The sequence below is a fragment of the Streptomyces sp. NPDC033177 genome (assembly GCF_055577715.1).
The window spans coordinates 185,446-204,667 of record NZ_JBVIPS010000004.1; the positions used below are offsets into that span (position 1 = coordinate 185,446).

The 19,222-nt window shown below is 70.6% G+C and carries 16 protein-coding genes; 9 read left to right on the forward strand and 7 right to left on the reverse strand.

What is annotated here, in order from left to right:
* Window positions 1-204 precede the first annotated feature (204 nt).
* On the forward strand, window positions 205-1,179 hold the full coding sequence (locus tag ACZ5U5_RS15615; RefSeq protein WP_469021360.1) for a helix-turn-helix domain-containing protein: 975 nt from the start codon (window positions 205-207) through the stop codon (window positions 1,177-1,179).
* 79 nt (window positions 1,180-1,258) lie between these two features.
* On the opposite strand, the gene ACZ5U5_RS15620 is transcribed toward ACZ5U5_RS15615, so the two are convergent.
* The 4 genes from ACZ5U5_RS15620 to ACZ5U5_RS15635 all read right to left on the reverse strand — a co-directional run bounded on the left by ACZ5U5_RS15620 (window position 1,259) and on the right by ACZ5U5_RS15635 (window position 4,672).
* Complete coding sequence (locus tag ACZ5U5_RS15620; protein WP_365825773.1) at window positions 1,259-2,281, reverse strand: DNA-directed RNA polymerase subunit alpha; 1,023 nt, start codon at window positions 2,279-2,281, stop codon at window positions 1,259-1,261.
* A gap of 333 nt (window positions 2,282-2,614) precedes the next feature.
* Window positions 2,615-3,118, reverse strand: a complete 504-nt coding sequence (locus ACZ5U5_RS15625; RefSeq protein WP_469021362.1) for a metallophosphoesterase family protein — start codon at window positions 3,116-3,118, stop codon at window positions 2,615-2,617.
* A 23-nt stretch (window positions 3,119-3,141) separates the two neighbouring features.
* The gene (locus tag ACZ5U5_RS15630) at window positions 3,142-3,966 is read right to left on the reverse strand and encodes an alpha/beta fold hydrolase (RefSeq protein WP_469021364.1); all 825 of its coding nucleotides are present in this window, start codon (window positions 3,964-3,966) and stop codon (window positions 3,142-3,144) included.
* 37 nt (window positions 3,967-4,003) lie between these two features.
* Window positions 4,004-4,672: a DUF1360 domain-containing protein gene (locus tag ACZ5U5_RS15635; RefSeq protein WP_469021367.1), complete on the reverse strand. Its 669-nt coding sequence runs from the start codon at window positions 4,670-4,672 to the stop codon at window positions 4,004-4,006.
* 763 nt (window positions 4,673-5,435) lie between these two features.
* Here ACZ5U5_RS15635 and ACZ5U5_RS15640 point away from each other — a divergent pair.
* The 4 genes from ACZ5U5_RS15640 (at window position 5,436) to ACZ5U5_RS15655 (ending at window position 9,895) form a co-directional block, all read left to right on the forward strand.
* Entirely contained in the window at window positions 5,436-6,179 is a 744-nt protein-coding gene (locus ACZ5U5_RS15640) for an FG-GAP repeat domain-containing protein (RefSeq protein ID WP_469021369.1), read from the forward strand.
* 61 nt (window positions 6,180-6,240) lie between these two features.
* The gene (locus tag ACZ5U5_RS15645) at window positions 6,241-6,906 is read left to right on the forward strand and encodes a helix-turn-helix transcriptional regulator (protein WP_469021371.1); all 666 of its coding nucleotides are present in this window, start codon (window positions 6,241-6,243) and stop codon (window positions 6,904-6,906) included.
* Window positions 6,907-7,124: 218 nt separating this feature from the next.
* Window positions 7,125-7,802 (forward strand): Pvc16 family protein, encoded by a 678-nt coding sequence (locus tag ACZ5U5_RS15650; RefSeq protein WP_469021374.1) that lies wholly within the window; start codon window positions 7,125-7,127, stop codon window positions 7,800-7,802.
* Entirely contained in the window at window positions 7,799-9,895 is a 2,097-nt protein-coding gene (locus ACZ5U5_RS15655; RefSeq protein WP_469021376.1) for an ATP-binding protein, read from the forward strand. The genes ACZ5U5_RS15650 and ACZ5U5_RS15655 overlap by 4 nt, the downstream gene beginning before the upstream one ends.
* 48 nt (window positions 9,896-9,943) lie before the next feature.
* Here the strand turns inward: ACZ5U5_RS15655 and ACZ5U5_RS15660 are convergent, their stop codons facing one another.
* Window positions 9,944-11,341, reverse strand: coding sequence for a hydrolase (locus tag ACZ5U5_RS15660; protein WP_469021378.1), 1,398 nt, complete (start codon window positions 11,339-11,341; stop codon window positions 9,944-9,946).
* 122 nt (window positions 11,342-11,463) lie between these two features.
* Entirely contained in the window at window positions 11,464-13,287 is a 1,824-nt protein-coding gene (locus ACZ5U5_RS15665; protein WP_469021381.1) for an eCIS core domain-containing protein, read from the reverse strand.
* A 254-nt stretch (window positions 13,288-13,541) separates the two neighbouring features.
* On the opposite strand from ACZ5U5_RS15665, the gene ACZ5U5_RS15670 reads away from it, so the two are divergent.
* The 4 genes from ACZ5U5_RS15670 to ACZ5U5_RS15685 all read left to right on the forward strand — a co-directional run bounded on the left by ACZ5U5_RS15670 (window position 13,542) and on the right by ACZ5U5_RS15685 (window position 16,326).
* Window positions 13,542-15,137 carry a phage tail sheath subtilisin-like domain-containing protein gene (locus ACZ5U5_RS15670; protein ID WP_469021383.1) on the forward strand — a complete coding sequence of 532 codons (1,596 nt, stop codon included), beginning with the start codon at window positions 13,542-13,544 and terminating at the stop codon, window positions 15,135-15,137.
* An 84-nt stretch (window positions 15,138-15,221) separates the two neighbouring features.
* Window positions 15,222-15,665, forward strand: a complete 444-nt coding sequence (locus ACZ5U5_RS15675) for a phage tail protein (protein ID WP_469021386.1) — start codon at window positions 15,222-15,224, stop codon at window positions 15,663-15,665.
* Entirely contained in the window at window positions 15,665-16,171 is a 507-nt protein-coding gene (locus ACZ5U5_RS15680; RefSeq protein ID WP_469021388.1) for a hypothetical protein, read from the forward strand. The genes ACZ5U5_RS15675 and ACZ5U5_RS15680 overlap by 1 nt, the downstream gene beginning before the upstream one ends.
* Window positions 16,168-16,326, forward strand: coding sequence for a DUF6760 family protein (locus tag ACZ5U5_RS15685; protein WP_361195977.1), 159 nt, complete (start codon window positions 16,168-16,170; stop codon window positions 16,324-16,326). The genes ACZ5U5_RS15680 and ACZ5U5_RS15685 overlap by 4 nt, the downstream gene beginning before the upstream one ends.
* 1,736 nt (window positions 16,327-18,062) lie before the next feature.
* On the opposite strand, the gene ACZ5U5_RS15690 is transcribed toward ACZ5U5_RS15685, so the two are convergent.
* Entirely contained in the window at window positions 18,063-18,221 is a 159-nt protein-coding gene (locus tag ACZ5U5_RS15690; protein WP_469021390.1) for a hypothetical protein, read from the reverse strand.
* Between the last annotated feature and the right edge of the window lie 1,001 nt (window positions 18,222-19,222).

Genomic DNA, 19,222 nt, shown 5'->3' on the forward strand with positions numbered 1-19,222 from the left:
CCGCTCTTTGCCGTGCGCGCCGAGAACTGTGCCCTGAGTGCCAAGGTGGCGATCGTCCCGGTGGCTGCTGAGGCATGAGATGAGGAACTGTGCGCGCGTGGCTCAGCGGTACTTGAATATGCCTGCCCAAGTTGCCCGCGGTGCTGAAGAATCCGGGAGACGGCACGGCAGCGGGAAGGCCGCTGCCGCCGTCCTGGGGGGGCCATGCTGGTTTTGGACACGGAGGACTTACCTGCCGCCGACCGGGTCGGGGCATTTCACGCCGTGGCCGTGGGGGAGAGCGGCAGCTGTTCGGTCGAGCAGGAACATTCCGCGGTCGGCATGCGCAAGAGGCTGGAGGTCTGGAACTTCGGCCCGCTGACCTTGTTCGCCACGCGCGGATCCGGCATGCGCATCTGGCGCACCCCGCGCCACTCGCGGTTCGACTCGATGAACACCGTCTCGATCATCACCCAGAGCCAGGGGACGGGTTCCTTTTCCTGGAACGGCCATCAACAGCGCGTCGGGCCCGACTCCCTGGCTCTGGCGCACAAGACCGCCGGCTATGAGTACGGGTGGTCCGGGGCTGGATTGTCCGTCGCCTTCATGGTCGACACCGAACGTCTCGGCCTTCCCGAACACCTGGTGCGGACGGCCATACCGCTACTGGAGCACAGCAGTGTCGCGCCGTTACTGCTGCATCATCTCCGGAGCCTGCACCACCGCGCCGACCAGCTCAGCGGCGACCCTGGTGCCGAGGCGCTCGGTTCGGCGACGCTGGAACTCACCCGAGCCCTGGTCGTCTCGGTGTCCGCCGACGAACGCACCCGGCGTACGGTCGCGAAGGACACCCTCCTGACCCGCATACTCGCCTACGTCCGCGCGCATCTGACCGACCCCGGGCTCACCCCTCAGAGCATCGCCGCGGCCCACAACATCTCCGTACGGACCCTCTACCGGCTCTGTGAGCAAGGCGGCCTCGGCCTGGAGAAATGGATCATCCGGCGACGTCTGGAAGGCACGCGCCGCGACTTGGCCCTGCCCGAGCACGCCCACCGCACGATCGAGGCCGTCGCCAGGTCCTGGGGCCTGACCAACCCGGCTCACTTCTCCCGCCGCTTCCACCAGACCTACGGCGTCACACCCCGCCAGTGGCGCCGCCTCCACCACCCGGCAGCCGGCCCGTCATCGGACGAGTGACGCGCGAAGTTCCGCTCCGACATGCGACTGGTCGCGCGCTCCGGCAGTGACTGCCGGACCGCGCGACCAGGATCAGCGATCAGTACTGCTGGGTCTCCACGAAACCGGCGTCCGCGTCGTCCGTGGCGGCGAGGGAGTCCACCGCGGCGACCGGGTCGAAGCCGGGCGGGCTGTCGCGGAGCGCGAGGCCCATGCCGGCCAGCTTCGCCTTGATCTCGTCGATCGACTTCGCACCGAAGTTGCGGATGTCGAGGAGGTCCGCCTCGGAGCGGGCCACGAGCTCACCCACGGAGTGGATGCCCTCGCGCTTGAGGCAGTTGTACGAGCGGACCGTGAGGTCCAGGTCCTCGATCGGCAGCACCAGGTCGGCGGCGAGAGCGGCGTCCGTCGGGGACGGACCCATGTCGATGCCCTCGGCGTCGACGTTGAGCTCGCGGGCCAGACCGAACAGCTCGACCAGGGTCTTGCCTGCGGACGCCATGGCGTCACGCGGGCGCATGGCCTGCTTGGTCTCGACGTCGACGATCAGCTTGTCGAAGTCGGTGCGCTGCTCGACTCGGGTCGCCTCGACCTTGTAGGTGACCTTCAGCACGGGGCTGTAGATGGAGTCGACCGGAATACGGCCGATCTCCTGGCCGACCTGCTTGTTCTGGACGGCGGAGACGTAGCCGCGACCGCGCTCGACGGTCAGCTCCATCTCCAGCTTGCCCTTGCCGTTGAGCGTGGCGAGGACGAGGTCGGGGTTGTGCACCTCGACACCGGCCGGGGGCGCGATGTCGGCGGCGGTGACCAGACCGGGGCCCTGCTTGCGCAGGTACATCACGACAGGCTCATCGTGCTCGGACGAGACGACGAGCTGCTTGATGTTGAGGATGAGGTCGGTGACGTCTTCCTTGACGCCCGGCACGGTGGTGAACTCGTGCAGGACACCGTCGATGCGGATGGACGTGACGGCCGCACCCGGGATCGAGGAGAGAAGGGTCCGACGCAGCGAGTTGCCGAGGGTGTAACCGAAGCCCGGCTCCAGCGGCTCGATCACGAACCGGGAGCGGAATTCGTCGACGACCTCTTCGGTCAACGAGGGACGCTGAGCGATCAGCATGAAGTATTTCCTCCAAAGTTCGGCGCCCGCCATTTGACGCCGTGGACACTGCAAAGGGTAATGGGTCGCACACCCTCACCTGGTGGTCTGGGTCCAGGAGTCGCTGGGCAAGGGTACGCAAAACGTGAGGGAAGCCTGCCACGAGGGCCGAAGAGCCCTGTCCGGGGCCCGCCCGAAACCCGTCTGAGGCCGTCCCGCGTCCGGCATAGCCCGCTCACCCCCAGGTCAGACCGCTGACCAGAGCCGGACCGAAATGTCGGGCAGCGACTTTGGGCCCGTCCTCGGAGATGAGTTCGGTTCCGATGGCGACACCGCCCACGGCGTACGTTCTGCTCAATGTCTCGGCGGCAGCCGATGCAGCGTCACGTCGTGCAATGCGCCGTCAGAGACGGTCAGGGTGAGGAACGTGCAGAACGGCTGGCGTCTGCGGTCGGTGGGTGAGCCGGGGTTGAGCAGGCGCAGGCCGCCGGGGGCCGTGGAATCCCAGGGAATGTGGCTGTGGCCGAAGACGAGTACGTCCAAGTCCGGGAATCGTTCGGCGCACCGGCGTTCGCGTCCGGTGGCCGCCCCGGTCTCGTGCACGACACCGAACCGCAGGCCTCCCAGTTCCGCACGGGCCACCTCGGGAATGCGCCGACGCAGCGGGGGACCGTCGTTGTTGCCGAACACGCCGATCAGCCGACGCGATCTGGATTCGAACAGATCGAGCGTGGCCTCATCGATCCAGTCCCCGGCGTGGATGACTGCGTCCGCCTCGTCGATGCCTGACAAGAGAGCGTCGGGCAGGACTTTTGCCCGCTTCGGCACGTGCGTGTCAGAGGTAAGCAGCAGCCGCACACGGTGACCTGATCCCGCTCCGCTCACCTGTTCGAGGTGAAGTCGGTCGTGAGGTGGGCCGCCAGCTGTCCCGGGGCGTCCTCCTGGAGAAGGTGGCCCGCCCCGTCGATCCAGTGCAGCTCGGCGTGGGGGATGCGCTCGTGCAGCCAGGTGGCGTATTCCGGTGGGAGGATGCGGTCCTCGCGGCCCCAGATGAGGCGTACCGGCAGCGACATTCCGCCCAGCAGCTTCTCGTACGCGGCGGTGTCCGCCTGCCTGATCTGGCGGTACTGCCGATAGAACGCGGCCTGTCCTTCGGCTCCTCGCCATGGTGCGAGAAACGCGTCGAGGACTTCCGGCCGCAGGCCGAGGTGCGTCGCGTGCCGCATATGGCTGGCGACCAGTGCTTCGTGGGCGTAGTCCGGAAGCTGCCCAAGGACGTCCGCGTGCTCCAGGATGAGCCGGAACAGCCCCCGTTCCCACTCTCCGCCGCTCACCGCGTCGAAGAGCGTCAGGTCCCGGTAGCTTCTCTCCTCCAGCAGCAGCGTCCGCAAGGCCACGGCACCGCCGATGTCGTGCGCGACGACGCTGGGGCAGGACAGCTCCCAGTGGTCGAGGAGCCGGGCGAAGGTCCTCGCGTGCGCAGCGAGGCTGAGGTCTTGGCCCTCGCGCTGGTCCGACTGCCCGAAGCCGAGGTGGTCGAAGACGAAGACCGTGCGGGTACGGGCGAGCGCTGGAGCGATGTCCCGCCAGAGGAAGGAGGAGTACGGGGTGCCGTGCACCAGCACGAGCGGGTCCCCGCTGCCGAGGGCCCTCCAACGCACCACCCCCTCGGGTGTCTCGAACTCCTCGCCAAGTGTCCAGTTCACCCTCGACTCCCTCTCTGCTTGCTGCGGTGTTCTCGCGCTACTGCCCGGACTCGGGGTGGCCGCCCTCGATCTGGTCCCGCACACCCTGGTCCTCGTCCTTCGCCCCGTCTCCGGTGTGCGCGGCGTTCTCTTGCGCCTCTTTGTTCGAGGTGCCTCCGTCGGCCTCGTCCTTGGTCTGATCTTCCTCACCCATGGCGGGCTCCTCTTTCTGCAGCCAGCCGTCGTAGGCCAGCTGCATGCAGTCGGCGATGGCCAGGGACGTGAGGCCGCCCGTCACGGTCCGCGTGGCCTGCGGCCACACCGAGCGGGCCCCGGTGAAGGTGGCCGTCAGCCAGACGCTCAGGCAGAACGGACAAGTGATCAGCTCGCCCACGGTCGACTTGACGGCCCCTCCGCGAGGGTTCTCGCTGACTTCGGCGGGGCCTGTCGAGGACTCGAAACGGGTGAAGGGCGCCCGGAGCGGGCTGGTGACGGTCCCCTTGCTGAGCAGTCGGCTCAGCCGGAACACAGCGGTTGCCGTCAGCAGGACATCCCAGGGTTCCCGGCCGTCCGGAGCCTTCGTCTTGCGCCGGGCAGCAACCGCACCCCAGGCGGCCGTGTACGCGCCGAACGCCACGACGGCCGCGAAATGCCCTCCGAGCCGGTGCTCCTTCGGCGGTTCATAGGCCGCGCCGACCCGCCGCAGGGCCCCTCTGACCCGGTCCATACGGCTCTCGTTCGTGGGTAGACCGTGGTTCACAAATACCTCCGCCGGATGCTCCTGATGGTCTGCTCCCTCATACACGACGGTGCCACGTCTTCTCGGGACGTCGCGCGACCGCGCTCCTTCAGGAAACGCCGCCACACCGTGCACACAGGCGAAAAACCGTCTTCCCCGACCGGAGCAGGCCATGTCATTTGGCCGAGTGGGCAGGGGCCACCGTGACCAGGTTCGCCCTGTCCGTACCCCATCGCCCGTCTCCCCGTGTGCCCGTACGTCTGAATCTCCCTGCGTTAGGCGGAAGTTAGTGCGGTGGGAGTCCTGCGTTAGCGGGCTGGACCAGGGTGGGTGTTGTTCCTAGGAGAGATCCACATCCACCACCGCCGGGGGGACCGCCATGCGCTCCGACATCATGGCCGCGAGTCTCTCGCTCGCGGGCTGCAAGAGCGACGACGGCACCGCGCAAGGCGGCATCTCGCCGGTGTCAGGCGCACCGCCGGCAAGCGGTGATGAGCAAGGCGCGTCCCACCCCAGCGTTCCAGGTAGCATGCGTTCTGGCTGGTCAGAGGGTCATTCCTTGTTCCAGCGTCCCTAACTGCCCGGATGTTGTGGCGGTCCGGATGGATCATCCAGCAAACTCGAGACGCGCTCACCCGGGAGATCTCCCGACGCCCCATATCGCGATCCCCTCGCGATCACCCGTATGAGGTGCGGGCGCTGAGTACGGGCCTCCAGCACGTCCGGCAGCAACCACTTGAGGAGTTCGCAGATGTCTCGCAAGCGCTTACACCTGATCGCCGTTCCGGCCGCCGCGGTGGCCCTGACCCTGACCGCTGCCGGATACCAGGCAAGCGCGGCCGAGATGCCGGACGGGAGCGCGGCACGGTCCGGTCAGGCCGCCCAGGCGCCCCTCCCGTGCCTGTCCGGCGCCACCACGCTGCTCGGTGACCTCGACGGCGACAGCCGCGCCGACAAGATCGCCAACCCCGGGCACACCGGCACCAAGATGACGGTCCAATGGGGAGCCGCGAACGGCTCATTCGGCAGCAAGCAGAACGTCAGCAAGCTCGTTGGCGCGAAGGCGGGCGAGGTCGCCACCGCCGCGGTCGCCGACTTCCGGAACGACGGCACCCTGGACATGGTCGTCAATCTCGTCACGCCCTCCGGTGGGTACGACCCCAACGCGGCACGCGTCTCCGAATTCCGCCCCGGCCCGCTCAAGCGGTCGAACCTGGCCTCGGCCGCCCCCAAGCGCTCCGACATAGGCACTCAGGGCGAGGCCAACCAGCTGCGCATCGCCGACTACGGCGGCGACGCCTATCCGGACCTCGCCGTCCTCAACAACGCGGGCGACGGCGTGTGGGAGCGCTCCATCCGCCTGACGAAGCCGGGCAGCGGCCCCGGCGCCTACGACTACGAACTGCAGCAGCAGTACGGCGAGACCGGGACGCCGGCCGAGCCCCCGGCCATGCCCACGGACGGTTGGAAGCACTTCTACAACTCCTGCTCCTGACCCAAACCGGGCGCGACCCCCCCCTGCTCGCCGCCGTAGTCCCACAAGTAAGGAAGTCCGCGTGTCCAGCTCGTCCCCGGCCTCCCCGGCCTCTCCCTCCGCCTTACCGACGACCAACCGGGTGCGGGTCGCCGTCAGCACCCCCGACCCGATCAGCCGAGAGGGGGTCCTCAGCCAGTTGCGCCGCCATCCGGAGGTCGAACTGGAAGCAGATGCCGGCTCCGCCGCAGTGGCGTTGCTCATCGAGGACACCCTCGACGAGGCCGCGCTGACCCGGCTGAGGCGGGCCGTGCGCGCCGAGGGGGTACGTGCCGTGCTCGTCGCGGGCACGGTCCGGGAGCAGGAGCTCCTGGAAGTCATCGAGTGCGGTGTGGGTGCCATCGTCTGGCGCCACGAAGCAACCGCCGAACGTCTGGTCCAGGCGGTGTTGACCACCGCCAGGGGCGGCGGCGACCTACCTGCGGACCTGTTGGGCCAGCTCATGGGCCGGGTCGGGCGCCTGCGCCGGGGCGGGACCGATCTGCCGGGGTCCTTCCTGAGCTTCACCAAGCGCGAGGTGGACGTGGTCGCGCTGGTGGCGGAGGGATTCGACACCGCGGAGATCGCCATGAAGCTGTCGTACTCCGAACGGACCGTCAAGAACGTCATGCACGGTCTGACCACACGCCTGAATCTGCGCAACCGGGCGCACGTGGTGGCCTACGCCCTGCGGGAGGGTTACATCTGACCCAGCCGTGTCGCCTGCCCCTCCCGCGTCTTCTGCCTCATCTGGCCGCACGGGCTCTCCGTGCGGCCCTTTGAGGCAGCAAGCCCTGCCCCGCCGCCATCCCTGACGTACCTGCCCTTGGGGCAGGCCCGGGGAGCACGATCGGCGGCAGGGCTGTCATCGGCCGGCGAGCAAGCGCACGGCCGGTGGGGGAGCGAGCGGCAGGTGGGAGCGCAAGGGTGATCCATGAGGTGGACGAGGTGCTCAAGGGCCTCATCGGCGGCGGGGCACTGTCAGGGTCCGGCATCGAGGTGTCCTTCGACGTGCCCACGCGCGACTGGGCGGCCCGGCGCAACGCCCCAGTGGTCAACGCCTACTTGTACGACATTCGGGAGGACGTGACCCTGCGTCAGCGCGGCCACACCGGGCTGCGCGACGAACGGAACATCGTGGTGCGCCGCCGCCGTCCGCCGCGCTGGTTCCGGCTCTCCTACCTGGTGACGGCCTGGACGAAGACGCCGCAGGACGAACACCGGCTGCTTTCGGCCGTGTTGGCGACACTGCTGCCGCACGAGCTGCTCGCCGCGCAGGAACTCCCCGACGCGCTCGGGCGCCTGGGCCTGTCGATTCCGGTGACGGTCTCCGGCAGTCAGTCCGAGGCCAGGTCCCTCGCCGACATCTGGTCCGCCCTCGGCGGCGAACTCAAGCCCTCCCTGGACCTCACGGTGACCGTGCCGTTCCCGGCCCACCCCGACTACGACGCGGGGCCGCCGGTCACCGAGGGCGCGACGGTCCGGCTGCGTGCCGCCGACGGAGGCCCGCCCCGATCGGCGGACCGCTCCCACCGGCCCCGCCAGGTCGCGGCCGCCCGTACCGCCCACGAGCAGGCGGCGGCCCGCCGCCCGGAGCAGTCATGAATGCCCCCTCCCTGGAAGATGACCTCGCGCCCGCTGCCGACAGCCCCGGGGGACCCGGCGCCGCAGGACCCGCCTCCTCCCTGCTCGGCCGGCTGGCCGGGCTGCGGCAGACAGTGGCCGCCCTCGTCGAGGCGCGTTCCGCCGGCGACCCGACGGCAAGCGACCCGTTGCGCGGCCTGTACCTGTCCGAAGAGGCCGTGCGCCACCTGCTGCACGCCTGGCCGCGCGCGCTGCCGGGGGAGGAACCGATGGCGCCCTGGTCTCCGGGGTCGCGGGACCTCGGAGGCCCCGGTGGCCCCAGCGCTGACCCCGACGATCAACTCGCCCGCACCGCCGCCCGGTTGCACCTGACCGAACTGGACGCGGCCGTCCTGCTCATCGCCCTCGCCCCGGACATCGACCGCACCTTCGAGCCGCTGTACGGCTACCTCAACGACGACGTCAGCCGCCGCCGCGCCACCGTAGGACTCGCCCTGGAACTGTGCGGCGTCCCCCCGCACCTGCAGGAAGCCCGCGCCCGCTTTCACCTCTCCGCGCCACTGCGCGCGCTGGGGCTGCTGGAGATCGAGGATCCCGAACGCCCCCTCCTCACACGCTCCTTGCGCGTTCCCGACCGCCTCACCGCCCATCTGCTGGGCGACACCCACCCCGACACCGCGCTCCTGGGCCTGTTGCACCCGATGCCGACCCCGCAGCCCACCGCCGAGCCCCCTTCCACGGACCCCCCGCAGGACCCCGATTTCGTCCAGCGCCTCGCCGCCCGGCTCGGTGCGGGCCCCTGCACCGCCTACCTCCAGGAACACCGTGAGGGCGACGCCCTGCCTGCCCTCGCCTCCGCCCTGCACGCGGCGGGCCTGCCCGCATTGCGCTTCGCCGGCCCCGCGGACCGCCTCCCCGAACTGCTGCGCGAGGCACGCCTCAGCGGCCACGCAGTCGTCGTCTCCGGTCTACCCGAGCAACCGGGGCCGATGGTGGCCGAGTTGATTGCCGCCACGGACGTGACCGTACTCCTCGCCGACCCCCGCCCCTACGACCCGCAATGGTCCCCGCACGACCCGCTGGTGCTCCAGGCACCCCGGCTCCCCGCGGGCGGCACGGCGTCCTGGCAGGCCGCGCTGGGCCCGGCCGCCGACGCCTTCGACCTGGCAGGAACCGTGGCCCCGTACCACCTCGGCGGCGAGCGCATCGGGCGCGCCGCCCGGGCCGCCGAGGCGCTCGCGGCCTTCGACGGAACGCCGCTCACCGCTTCCCACGTCCGGCTCGCCGCGCGGCAGCAGTCGGCCTCGGGCCTCGAACAGCACGCCCGTCGGATCCGGCCCGACGTGACGTGGCAGGACCTGGTCCTGCCCCACGCGCCCCTCGCCCAGCTCCACGAACTGGCCCTGCGCGCCCGCCACCGTGACCGTGTGCTGGGCGACTGGCGGCTCAGCGCGGGCGGCGGCCGAGGACGAGGGGTCCTCGGACTGTTCGCGGGGGAGTCGGGCACCGGCAAGACGTTGTCCGCCGAGGTGGTCGCCGCCGATCTGGGCGTGGACCTCTACGTGGTCCAGCTCTCCTCGATCGTGGACAAGTACGTCGGTGAGACCGAGAAGAACCTGGAGCGGATCTTCACGGAGGCCGACCGCACGGATGCCGTGCTCCTCTTCGACGAGGCCGACGCCGTTTTCGGCAAGCGCTCCGAGGTCAAGGATTCCCACGACCGCTACGCCAACATGGAGAGCGCCTACCTGCTGCAACGCCTGGAGTCCTTCGACGGCATCGCGCTCCTGACCACCAATCTGCGAGCCAACATCGACGACGCGTTCACCCGCCGTCTGGACCTGGTGGTCGACTTCCCCTTCCCGGACGCGGGGCAGCGGATCGCGCTGTGGCGGCACGGCCTGGCGCACGTCCCGCGCACCGAGGGCATCGAACTGGACGCGCTCGCGCGCGATTTCGAGCTGGCCGGTGGTTCCATCCGCAGCGCGGTGGTCACCGCCGCCTACCTCGCCGCGGGCCGGGACGAACCGGTCGGTGCGGGCGACCTTCTGGAGGGCGCCCGCCGCGAGTACCGCAAGGCGGGCCGGCTCGTCCCGGGCGAAGCGAACTGGTGACCACAGGCCGGTGCGAGCGGGTAGCCGACACACGCCCAACGAACCGGCTCACACGGTGAAGCGCACCGCCTCCAGCTGCTTGTACTGCTCGATCGGGCTCCCGTGGTACTTCCACCCGCCGGGGTCGGTGCACACCTCGCCCATCCACTGCTCGTCCTTCACCCGGGCGTCGCTGCACACAGAGCCGTCGACGACCTTGAAGGTGTAGCCCTCCAGGGCAGGGTCGGCGCTCTTCGAACTGCCGAAGTACAGGTTTCTCCCGTCCGCCTCCTCCGACCACGGGATTTCCTTGCGCCATCCTTCGCCCACCCAGGCGCCGGTGCCGTGGAAGCCGTCGGTGTTCACCACCGCGATGTTCAGGGCCTTGATGGGCGTGCCCTTGCCGACCGTGCCGGCCTCGGCCCCGTCGCACACGGGGTCCTGCCAGCCGTCGCCCGCGACGAATGCGCGGTAACAGATGTGGCGGCCCTCGCTGCGCTCGGAGAGCTTGCGCACCGCGTCGGCCGCGGTTTCCTTCTTGGGCTTCGGGGGCTTCTCGGCCCCGCCTCCGCCGCCCCCTCCGCCGCCGTCCGAGCCACCGCCCCCCTCCTTCTTGCCGTCGTCCTCCGGCTTCTCCTCGGGGGAGGGCGGCGGACTGCTGATCGGAGGAGGCGGAGTGGACGGCGCGATCTTGCCCGCCTCCACCGGCTTCTCCCGCGCGACGCTCTTGACCTGTGGCTTGTACGTCAGCCAGATCACCACGAAGGCGATCGTCACCGCGAGGAGCAGGCCGAAGGTGGTGGCGAGCCAGCCCGGCAGGATCCCGCGCTGCACGAAGGTGCCGTCCACGTCCATCGGCTCGGTTCCGGAGCGGCGTACGGCCAGCGTGTAGGGCTGCTCCTGCTTGGACCCGAACCAGGTGATCTGCCGGGGCCGCAGCGTCGTCTTTACGAACGCGGCCCGGCCCGGCTCGATCTGGATGTTGCTGGGCTGCAGGTCGTAGGAGAGCCGGTCGCCGGTGTCGCTGCCGCTGAGCGAGGCGGTGACCTTGGTGTTGCCGAGGTTGTCCACCGCCAGGCGCGGCCGCCCACGGAACCGCCCCTTCACCGTCGGCGGCACCAGCTCGGCGCGCACCTCGGTGAAGGGGCTGATGGTGAGGTTGCCCTCGGGGACGGTGGTGGCGTCCGAGTGTTCGGTCGGCGTGATTCGTACGGCGTACGGATTGGGTCCTGCGGTCGCGTCCGGCGTGCGCGGCGGCGCGAACGTCAGCTCCACCGTGCCTGTCGTGCCCGGATACAGGCGCAGCGACGGCGGCTCCACCGTGGTCCAGGGCGCGAGGGCACCGACGGGTTCGAAGCGGTACTCGTCGACGATGTCACCGGTGTTGCGCACCTTCAGCCGCACCGTGGTGCTGCTGCCGGGATCGACGGTCGCGGAGGCGGGTTCCAGGGAAGTCCATAGGCTCACGCCTCGACGCTAGGAGAGCCCGCGGGAGCCGTCAGGAGTCCGCCGGGCAGACCTGGTTGCCTGGAGGGGCAGCGGCGGGGGTTCGCCGGTCCCCGCCGAACTGCCGGTCCGGGAAGGGGGCTTCAGGCACCCCGCATGAGAATGGTGAGGCGGACCCGTCCGTCGTGGTCCAAGTGGCTCCATTGCTCGTGGAACGACTGCTGGCTCTTGGCCGTGCCGTTCATCGCGAAGTACCACTGCGGGTCCTTGCCGCTCAGCGTCTTGCCCTCCTCGCCGCGGGCGTAGTTCTCCAGCGTGATGGAGTCCGAGCCGCTCGTCGCCACGGCGGTGGCGAAGTGGAAGTCGAACTCACCGGGTGCGTCACGCGTCGGAGCCTGCGTCTTGGTCATCAGCACGTCGCCGATCGCGGCCGGAGGCGTGAACTGGTTCACTCCCCGGCGTTTGAGCGCCTCTTCGAGGCGTTCCTCGCCGCGATGGGACAGCACGCCCTCGATCAGACGCTGCATGACCTGGCTGTACTTCTGGAGCTTCTCGGGGTCCCGGCTGGTGGCCTCGGCCTTGGCCTTGTCGTAGTCCTTGGCGGTCGGCACCCTCTTGAGCGAGAGCTTGGACTTGACGTCGGCCAGGACGTCGCCGAGCGCGTGGAAATAGGCGTCCGTGCCGTCTTCGGCGAGCCCTGCCCGGCCGGAGACCGCCTGCGCCATCTCGTTGCAGCGCTGCGGCAGGGTTACCTCAAGGCCGTGGGTCACGGTCCCTTCCGGCGGCGAGTTCGTCTGATGGCGCGTCACCGTGGGCTGGACCCGCCAGAGCGTCTTGCTGGTGTCGCCCACGGTGACGGACAGGTAGTGGCTTCCCGACTTCTCCAGCTTCACCTTGTTGCCGAGCCGCTCGTTCGCCCGGCCGATCTGCTGGTCCGTGGCGAAGAACATCTTGGCCTGACGGCCGTCCCCGGTGTGTTCCACCGCCAGGTCCAGATTGTCCGAGATCTTCAGCGGCACCAGACCCTGGTAGACGATGTTGGGCTTGCCGGTCTCGTCGACGAAACTCTCCTTCTCGACGTCCCCGTCCGGCTTGTGGACGACACGTGATTCCATGTTCTGGCCGGGGAAGAAGTCGTCGCCGCTCTTGTCGAAGAAGTCTCCCTGCCGCACGGTGGTCCGCGTGCCTCCGGGGCTCTCCCGTCCTCGTTCGGGGTAGCCGCTCTCGCCGGGGCGCACCACGGCGTAGCGCTGCACGGCGTGGTCCGTTCCCGCGGTGGCGCCCCCGTCATCCGTGCTCCGCTGGACCGGTGCGGGCCGCCCCGGCAGCGACAAGTCGGGCGTACCCCCTTGGGCGACCTTCTTGCCGTTCGAGGCGGCCGAGACCTCGTACGGGTCATGCGGGCTCGACACCTTCGTGCCCGCTCCGTCGGCGGTGCCAGCCACGTCGCCCATCGCGTTCTGGTACGTGTGGTCGACCTCGTGGAGCTTCACCTCGTCCGGCAGGTTCGACTCCGCCGCCAGGATGTGCGGCCCGACGGTAAGGGCCTGGGCCCCGTACTCCCGTGCGGCCCGTTGCGCCACCGGCCCGTCGTGCCACTGCACATGGCCGAAGTTCATTGGATACACGCGCTCCGCCTTTTCCCGGATGCGTGATTCCAGCGGGCGGCTCGGCGAAGCGATGCCGGCCGCCAGGGTCGACCGCCGCTGGAGGTCGGCGTCCCTTGCGGACGTCGTGTCCTGCGGGTCCGTCCGGCGCTGGACGGCCGGGTCCCCGGTGGGCGTCCGGGCGTGGCCGCAGCCGGGGCCGTGCGCGTGTTCCGTCTCTTCCAGGGCACGTGACACGGCCAGGTTCCCGGCCTGACCCTGCAGTTTCAGCAGCCGCTCGGCCGGGGTGACCGGTTTCCTCACAGTGCGAGCCTCGCGCTGATCGGCGGCCTGCTGGGCCTGTATTCCGTGTACGTGCACGACGTTCCCTTCGGCGCGAGGCAGAGCTGATTCACCAGCCTTACCCGCCCGTCGCCCATGCGGGCAGGACCGCGAGGGCAGCCGTACGGGCAACGATCCGGGCGGGAAGGAGCAGGAGCGGGCACCCGGGCTGTCCCGAACTGCCTTTGCGGGCAACGGCATTGCCCGGCAACCCGCACCGGAGGACATTCCGGCGGCGCCCCGCACCGACCAGGCTGAAGATGTCCCGTCTCGCACCCCGAGGAGAGCAGAGCATGCCGTCCTACTTGTCGCCCGGCGTCTACGTCGAGGAGGTGGCCGGCGGTTCGCGCCCGATCGAGGGGGTGGGCACCTCCGTGGCGGCCTTCGTCGGACTCGCGCCGTCCGGACCGCTCAACGAGCCCACGCTGGTGACCAACTGGACCCAGTACGTCGCCTCCTTCGGTGACTTCACCGGCGACTACTACCTGGCGCACTCCGTCTACGGCTTCTTCAACAACGGTGGGTCCGCCGCGTACGTGGTCCGGGTGGGCGGCTCCTTCGAGGGTTCGACCGCAGGCGGCAACGCTCCTGTCGCGGTGACGGGCGCGGCTCCTGCCGCCGCTCTGCCCGCCGCCGAGCCGCAGCAGCTCGGTGCCTTCTCCGTGGCGGCCACGGCCCAGAGCCCGAACGGCCCGCTGAGCGTCGAGGTCGCCGATCCCGAGGGCGAAGGCCCCGCGGAGCGCTTCAAGTTGATCGTCAAGAGCGGCGACAAGCCGGTCGAGACTTTCGACGTGAGCGCCAAGAAGGGCAACCGGACGTACGTCGTCACCCAGGTCAAGGAGCGCTCCAAGCTCATCACCGTGACGGAGAACGCCTCCGGGGCGCAGCTCACCCGCCCCGAGAACCAGACCGTCGCCCTGCCCACGCCTGCCGCCCCGGCTCCCGTACCCGCGCCCGTGGAACAGGACACGCCCGCTCACCCCGGTCCGGCGCAGTACCTCGGCGACTCCGCCGACCGCACCGGCTTCGGCGGCCTCGAGGCCATCGACGAGATCTCCATGGTGGCCGTCCCCGACCTCATGGCCGCCTACCAGCAGGGCGCGATCGACCTGGAGTCCGTCAAGGCGGTGCAGCTCGGGCTCATCGCCCACTGCGAGCTGATGGGCGACCGCGTCGCGGTCATCGACCCCCCGCCGAGCCTGAATGCCCGTCAGATACGGGTGTGGCGCCAGGAGACGGCCGGCTACGACTCCAAGTACGCGGCCCTGTACTACCCCTGGCTCAAGACCTTCGACCCGTCATCGGGCAAGGCCCGCATGATGCCGCCCAGCGGCCACATCGCCGGCATCTGGGCCCGCAACGACTCCGAGCGCGGCGTGCACAAGGCCCCCGCCAACGAGGTCGTACGCGGTGCCGTCGACCTGGAGCTGCAGATCACCCGGGGCGAGCAGGACCTGCTCAACCCCATCGGCGTCAACTGCATCCGCGCCTTCCCCGGCCGCGGCATCCGCGTCTGGGGCGCGCGCACCCTGGCCTCGGACCCCGAGTGGCGCTACCTGAACATCCGCCGGTACTTCAACTACCTGGAGGAGTCGATCCTGATCGGCACCCAGTGGGTGGTGTTCGAGCCGAACGACCACGCGCTGTGGGCCCGGATCCGGCGCAACATCTCGGCGTTCCTGGTCACCGAGTGGCGCAACGGCGCGCTCTTCGGCCAGCGGCCCGAAGAGGCGTTCTACGTCAAGTGCGACGAGGAGACCAACCCGCCGGAGTCGGTCGACCTGGGACGGGTCGTGTGCGAGATCGGCGTCGCCCCGGTCAAGCCCGCCGAGTTCGTGATCTTCCGCCTTGCCCAGTTCTCCAGCGGCAGCGGGGAGTTGGACGAGTAGAGCGCCGTCCCCCTCGCCCCCGCCCTCGTCGCCGTGCGGCGGCCCACCGCCACGACCCCAAAGCCTTAGAAGGACAGCGATTCCATGAGTCTCATGCAGGGTGACTCCCTCACCTCACACAATTTCGGTCTGCAGATCGACGGGGTGATGGTCGAGTACCTCCAGGAGGTCAGCGGCCTGACCCTCGAACAGGACATCATCGTCAGCCAGCAGAACACCGCCCAGGGCAAGGTCGAGACCGCCATCCTGCCGGGCGTGCAGAAGAACGGCCAGTGCACGGTGGTGCGCGGCATGACCCAGTCGTCCGCGTTCACACAGTGGATCAACGACTCGATCACCGGCCGCATGAGCACGGCCCGCAAGAACGCCTCGATCATCATGATGGACTACGAGGACAACCCGGTGAAGCGCTACAACCTGCGCAACGCCTGGTGCAGCAAGATCGACGCCAGCAGCCTGAAGGCCGGCGAGGCCGCCGTGCTCACCGAGACCGTGACCATCGTCTTCGAAGAACTGGTCATCGAGTAATGCGCCGCAAGGCTGTCGGTACGCCGGACACGGGCGCGGCCGTCGCGGCGCCCCCGGCCACCCAGACCGCGGCGGCGGGAGCGGAGTCCCCCGCTTTGCCTCCCGCCGCCGCTCATGACGACATCGCGCCCCGGACCCTGCGCACGGAGTTCCCCTTCCAACTGCCCCGGGGCTACGTGGACGAGGCGGGTACCGTGCACCGCGACGGAGTGATGCGCCTGTCGACGGCACGGGACGAACTGATCCCGCTGCGTGATGTCCGCGTCCAGGAGAACCCGGCGTACCTGTCGGTGGTGCTCCTGGGCCGGGTCATCACCCGCCTGGGCACGCTGCCTTCGGTGCATGACGGGACGGTGGAGAACCTGTTCGCCTCCGACCTCGCGTTCCTCCAGGACTTCTACCGACAGATCAACGCCGAGGGGCACACCCGCGCCGCCGTGCAGTGCCCGCTCTGCTCCGAGCCGTTCGAGGTGGAACTCGGCGGGAGCCGCCTGGGGGAATCGTGACGTACGCGACCGACCGACTGCACGAGGAGATCGCGTACGTCGCCTACCACTTCCACTGGAACCTGGAGACGATCCTGGACCTGGAACACCACGACCGCCGCCGGTACGCGGACCAGATCGCGTCCTTCGTGACGCTCGCCGGTGCGGAGGGCTGAGCGGTGGGAATCTTCGACCGGCTGCGGGGGCGGGGCGTGGGCGCTGGCGATGCCGATGTCGTAAGCGATGTCAGCGACATCAGCGGCGGGAGTGGCGGGGGCGACGGTGATGCTGTCGCGGCTGCGCCGACCTCCGCTTCCCCGTCCGGTGGCGTCGGAGCGGTCCCGGGCGCGTGGTCCGGGCTGCCGCCGATCCAACGGGCCGTGCGCGAGGGTGGGTCCGGCGTCGCGGACTCCGCGTTCGGCATGCGGCTCGGCACGTGGCAGGACCCCTCGTTCACGGCGACGTCCTCCCGCACCGGCGTCCTGGACGCGGCGACGTCGAGCAGCCTGCCCTCCTTGGCGGGCTCCACGTCGGCCGCGTCGCTGAGTGACACGGCGCGGCCGATCACGGGGCTCGAACGGGCCGCGAACCCGGCGCCGTGGACGCCCACGTCGCCGTCCCCGTCGGCGCGTCCCCTGCCGGTCGCGCCATTGCGGCAGGTACAGCGGGCGGAGGCGTCGCCCGCCGCTCCCGAGGTCTCCGGGGGCTCCGGGGTGGTGGCTACGCCGATGCCGGGCGCGTCCGGCGGTCCGAGGCGCACCGCCGCATCACGTCGACCGGCGGGCCGCGGGGCGCCGATGGAGGTGCCGGGCGGGCCAGGGCTCGGGCAGGCATCGGCGCGGCGGCCGGGGTCAGTGCCGGTGCAGCGTGCTGCGGCGCCCGCGGTTCGGAGCACGGGAGCGCCTGGCGGTGCCCAGAGCTCTGGAGCACAGCGGCTACGGAGGCCTGAGGCGCGGGGGTCCGACCGACAGGGCCCTGTGCCCCAGACCGTACAGCGCTCGCGTGCCGTCCAGGAGGGGAACGGGGCGTCGGCAGTCACGCCGTCCCGTGCGCCGGGCGCTGCCACGCCGTCGCCCACCCCTTCCCGCGGGATACGCGTGACGCCGACCTCGGTCGCATCATCCCTGGCGGCGCCTCGGCCGCCCGCGCTCACTAAGGCACCGGCGTTCCCGGCGGCCGTGCAGCGCCGGGCTCTGCCCGTGTCCCGCCGGGAGCCTGCGCCGACGCGGGGTGACGCGAGTGCCGGGCCGCGGGCGGCCTCCTCGTCGGGCGGAGATGGTGGGGCGCAGCCGTTGACGGGTTCTTCGGTGGAGGGTGAGACGAACACTTCGGGCGCCGTGTCCGGGCAGGGTTCGGCAGGGCCTGGGGCGAGTTCCCCCGCATCTGAGCCGCGTGTGTCGCTGGCGCGGCGGCCGGGTCCGCCTGGGCCCGAGCCCGTGCCGGGTGCTTCGGCTGTGCGTGGGTCGACGGCTTCGCCGACGTCTGGGGCGGGTACGTCTCCTGCGCGTTTGCCGGGTGGTTCGGTCGGGCCTCAGCCGGGCGCTTCGGCCATGCGTGAGCCTGGTGCGTGGCCCGCGCCGAGTTCGTCGTCTGCGAGTGCTTCGTCTGCGCCTGCGCCGAGTCCGTTGCCTGTGCCCGTGCAGCGTGCGTCGGTGGCGCCTCCGCCCGGTGCTCGGGCCGTGCGCGAGACGAGCGTGCTGACCGCCCGTAAGCCGGTTGCTTCGTCCGCGCCTCGGCTGGATGCCTCTCCGGCCGCCGTGCCATCGCCTGCGCCCGCCCCGGGTGTGTCGGGCGCGCCGAGTCCGTTGCCTGTGCCCGTGCAGCGTGCGTCGGTGGCGCCCCCGCCCCGTGCTCGGGCCTTCCGCGAGACGAGCGTGCCGACCGCCCCGACGTCGACTGCTTCGCCCGCGCCTCAGCCGGATATTTCCTCGGCCGCCGTGCCGTCGCCCGCCGCTACGTCGAGTACTTCCGTATCGGCTGCCGCGACGCCGGTAGGTCCGAACCGAACGTCCCATCCGGGGTCGGCGCCGTCCAACCCGGGGTCGGCGGTGCAGCGAGCGACTTCCCGCACGCACAGCCCTGCTCGGCCCGCGGCGCGTCCCTCCCCGTCCACTCCACTCGCGGGGGCACCCGACTCGCATACCTCGGCACACAACTCACGTACACAGAGCAGCACTTCGCGATCGAGCGCAACTAACTCGCCCGCCTCGGCCTCGCCATCTCGTGGAGAGGTGGCTGCCCCCGGCCCACAGCCGTCGAGTGCAGCCGCCTCCTCAGTGCCCGTCACCCCCCAGCCCCCGACAGTCCAACGCAGCGCCCACCGCAGCAGCCCCCGCGTGGGCCTCGGTGCTCCGGTGACGTCCGACGCGGTGCCCAAGAAGACACGGCCCGCCCTGCCTTCGCCCACGCCGCCCGCGACACACCCGAGCCCGGCGGGGGCCACCTCCGAGGCGTCCACCACCCCCGCTGAACCGTCTGCGAGCCCGGCCTCCACGCCGCCCGAGCGCACGGTCCAGCGCTCCACAGCTCCCCTCGCCGTCACCAAGCCCGCCCCGCGAGGGCGTACGCCGCTCGGCGCACCGATGTCCGCACCGCCTCCGGGAGCCACCCCGCTCACGAACGCCGCGCGGCAGGGGCCCAGCGCCGCATCGCACGGCGGCGAACGCCCGGCTCCGCCACCGGTTCAGCGGGCCGTTCCCTCCCGCACTCACGTACCTACGTCGGCACAAGGGGCCCCCGAATCCGGTCCGTTCAGCCCGCCCGCCTTGTCCGCACCGTCGTCAGCGCTGCCTACGGGCGATACGACCCGGCTTCCCGCCCTGCCGCAGTCCTCGGGCCCGACGATGCCACCTGTCCAGCGAGCCGTTTCCCCCAACTCGCCGACCGCGCCTGCCCCTTCACAGGAGCCCGCGACGCCCACCCTGCCGCCTGTGCAGCGCACCGCTGTGGCCGCCCCGCTCGCCGACATTGCCGTGCCGGCCCCGGAAACCTCGCTGCCCATCAGCGCGAGGCCGGCGCCGCTCGTGCGAAGTGATACGCCCAGCTTGCCTGTCGGTCCCTCTGAGCGCGCCG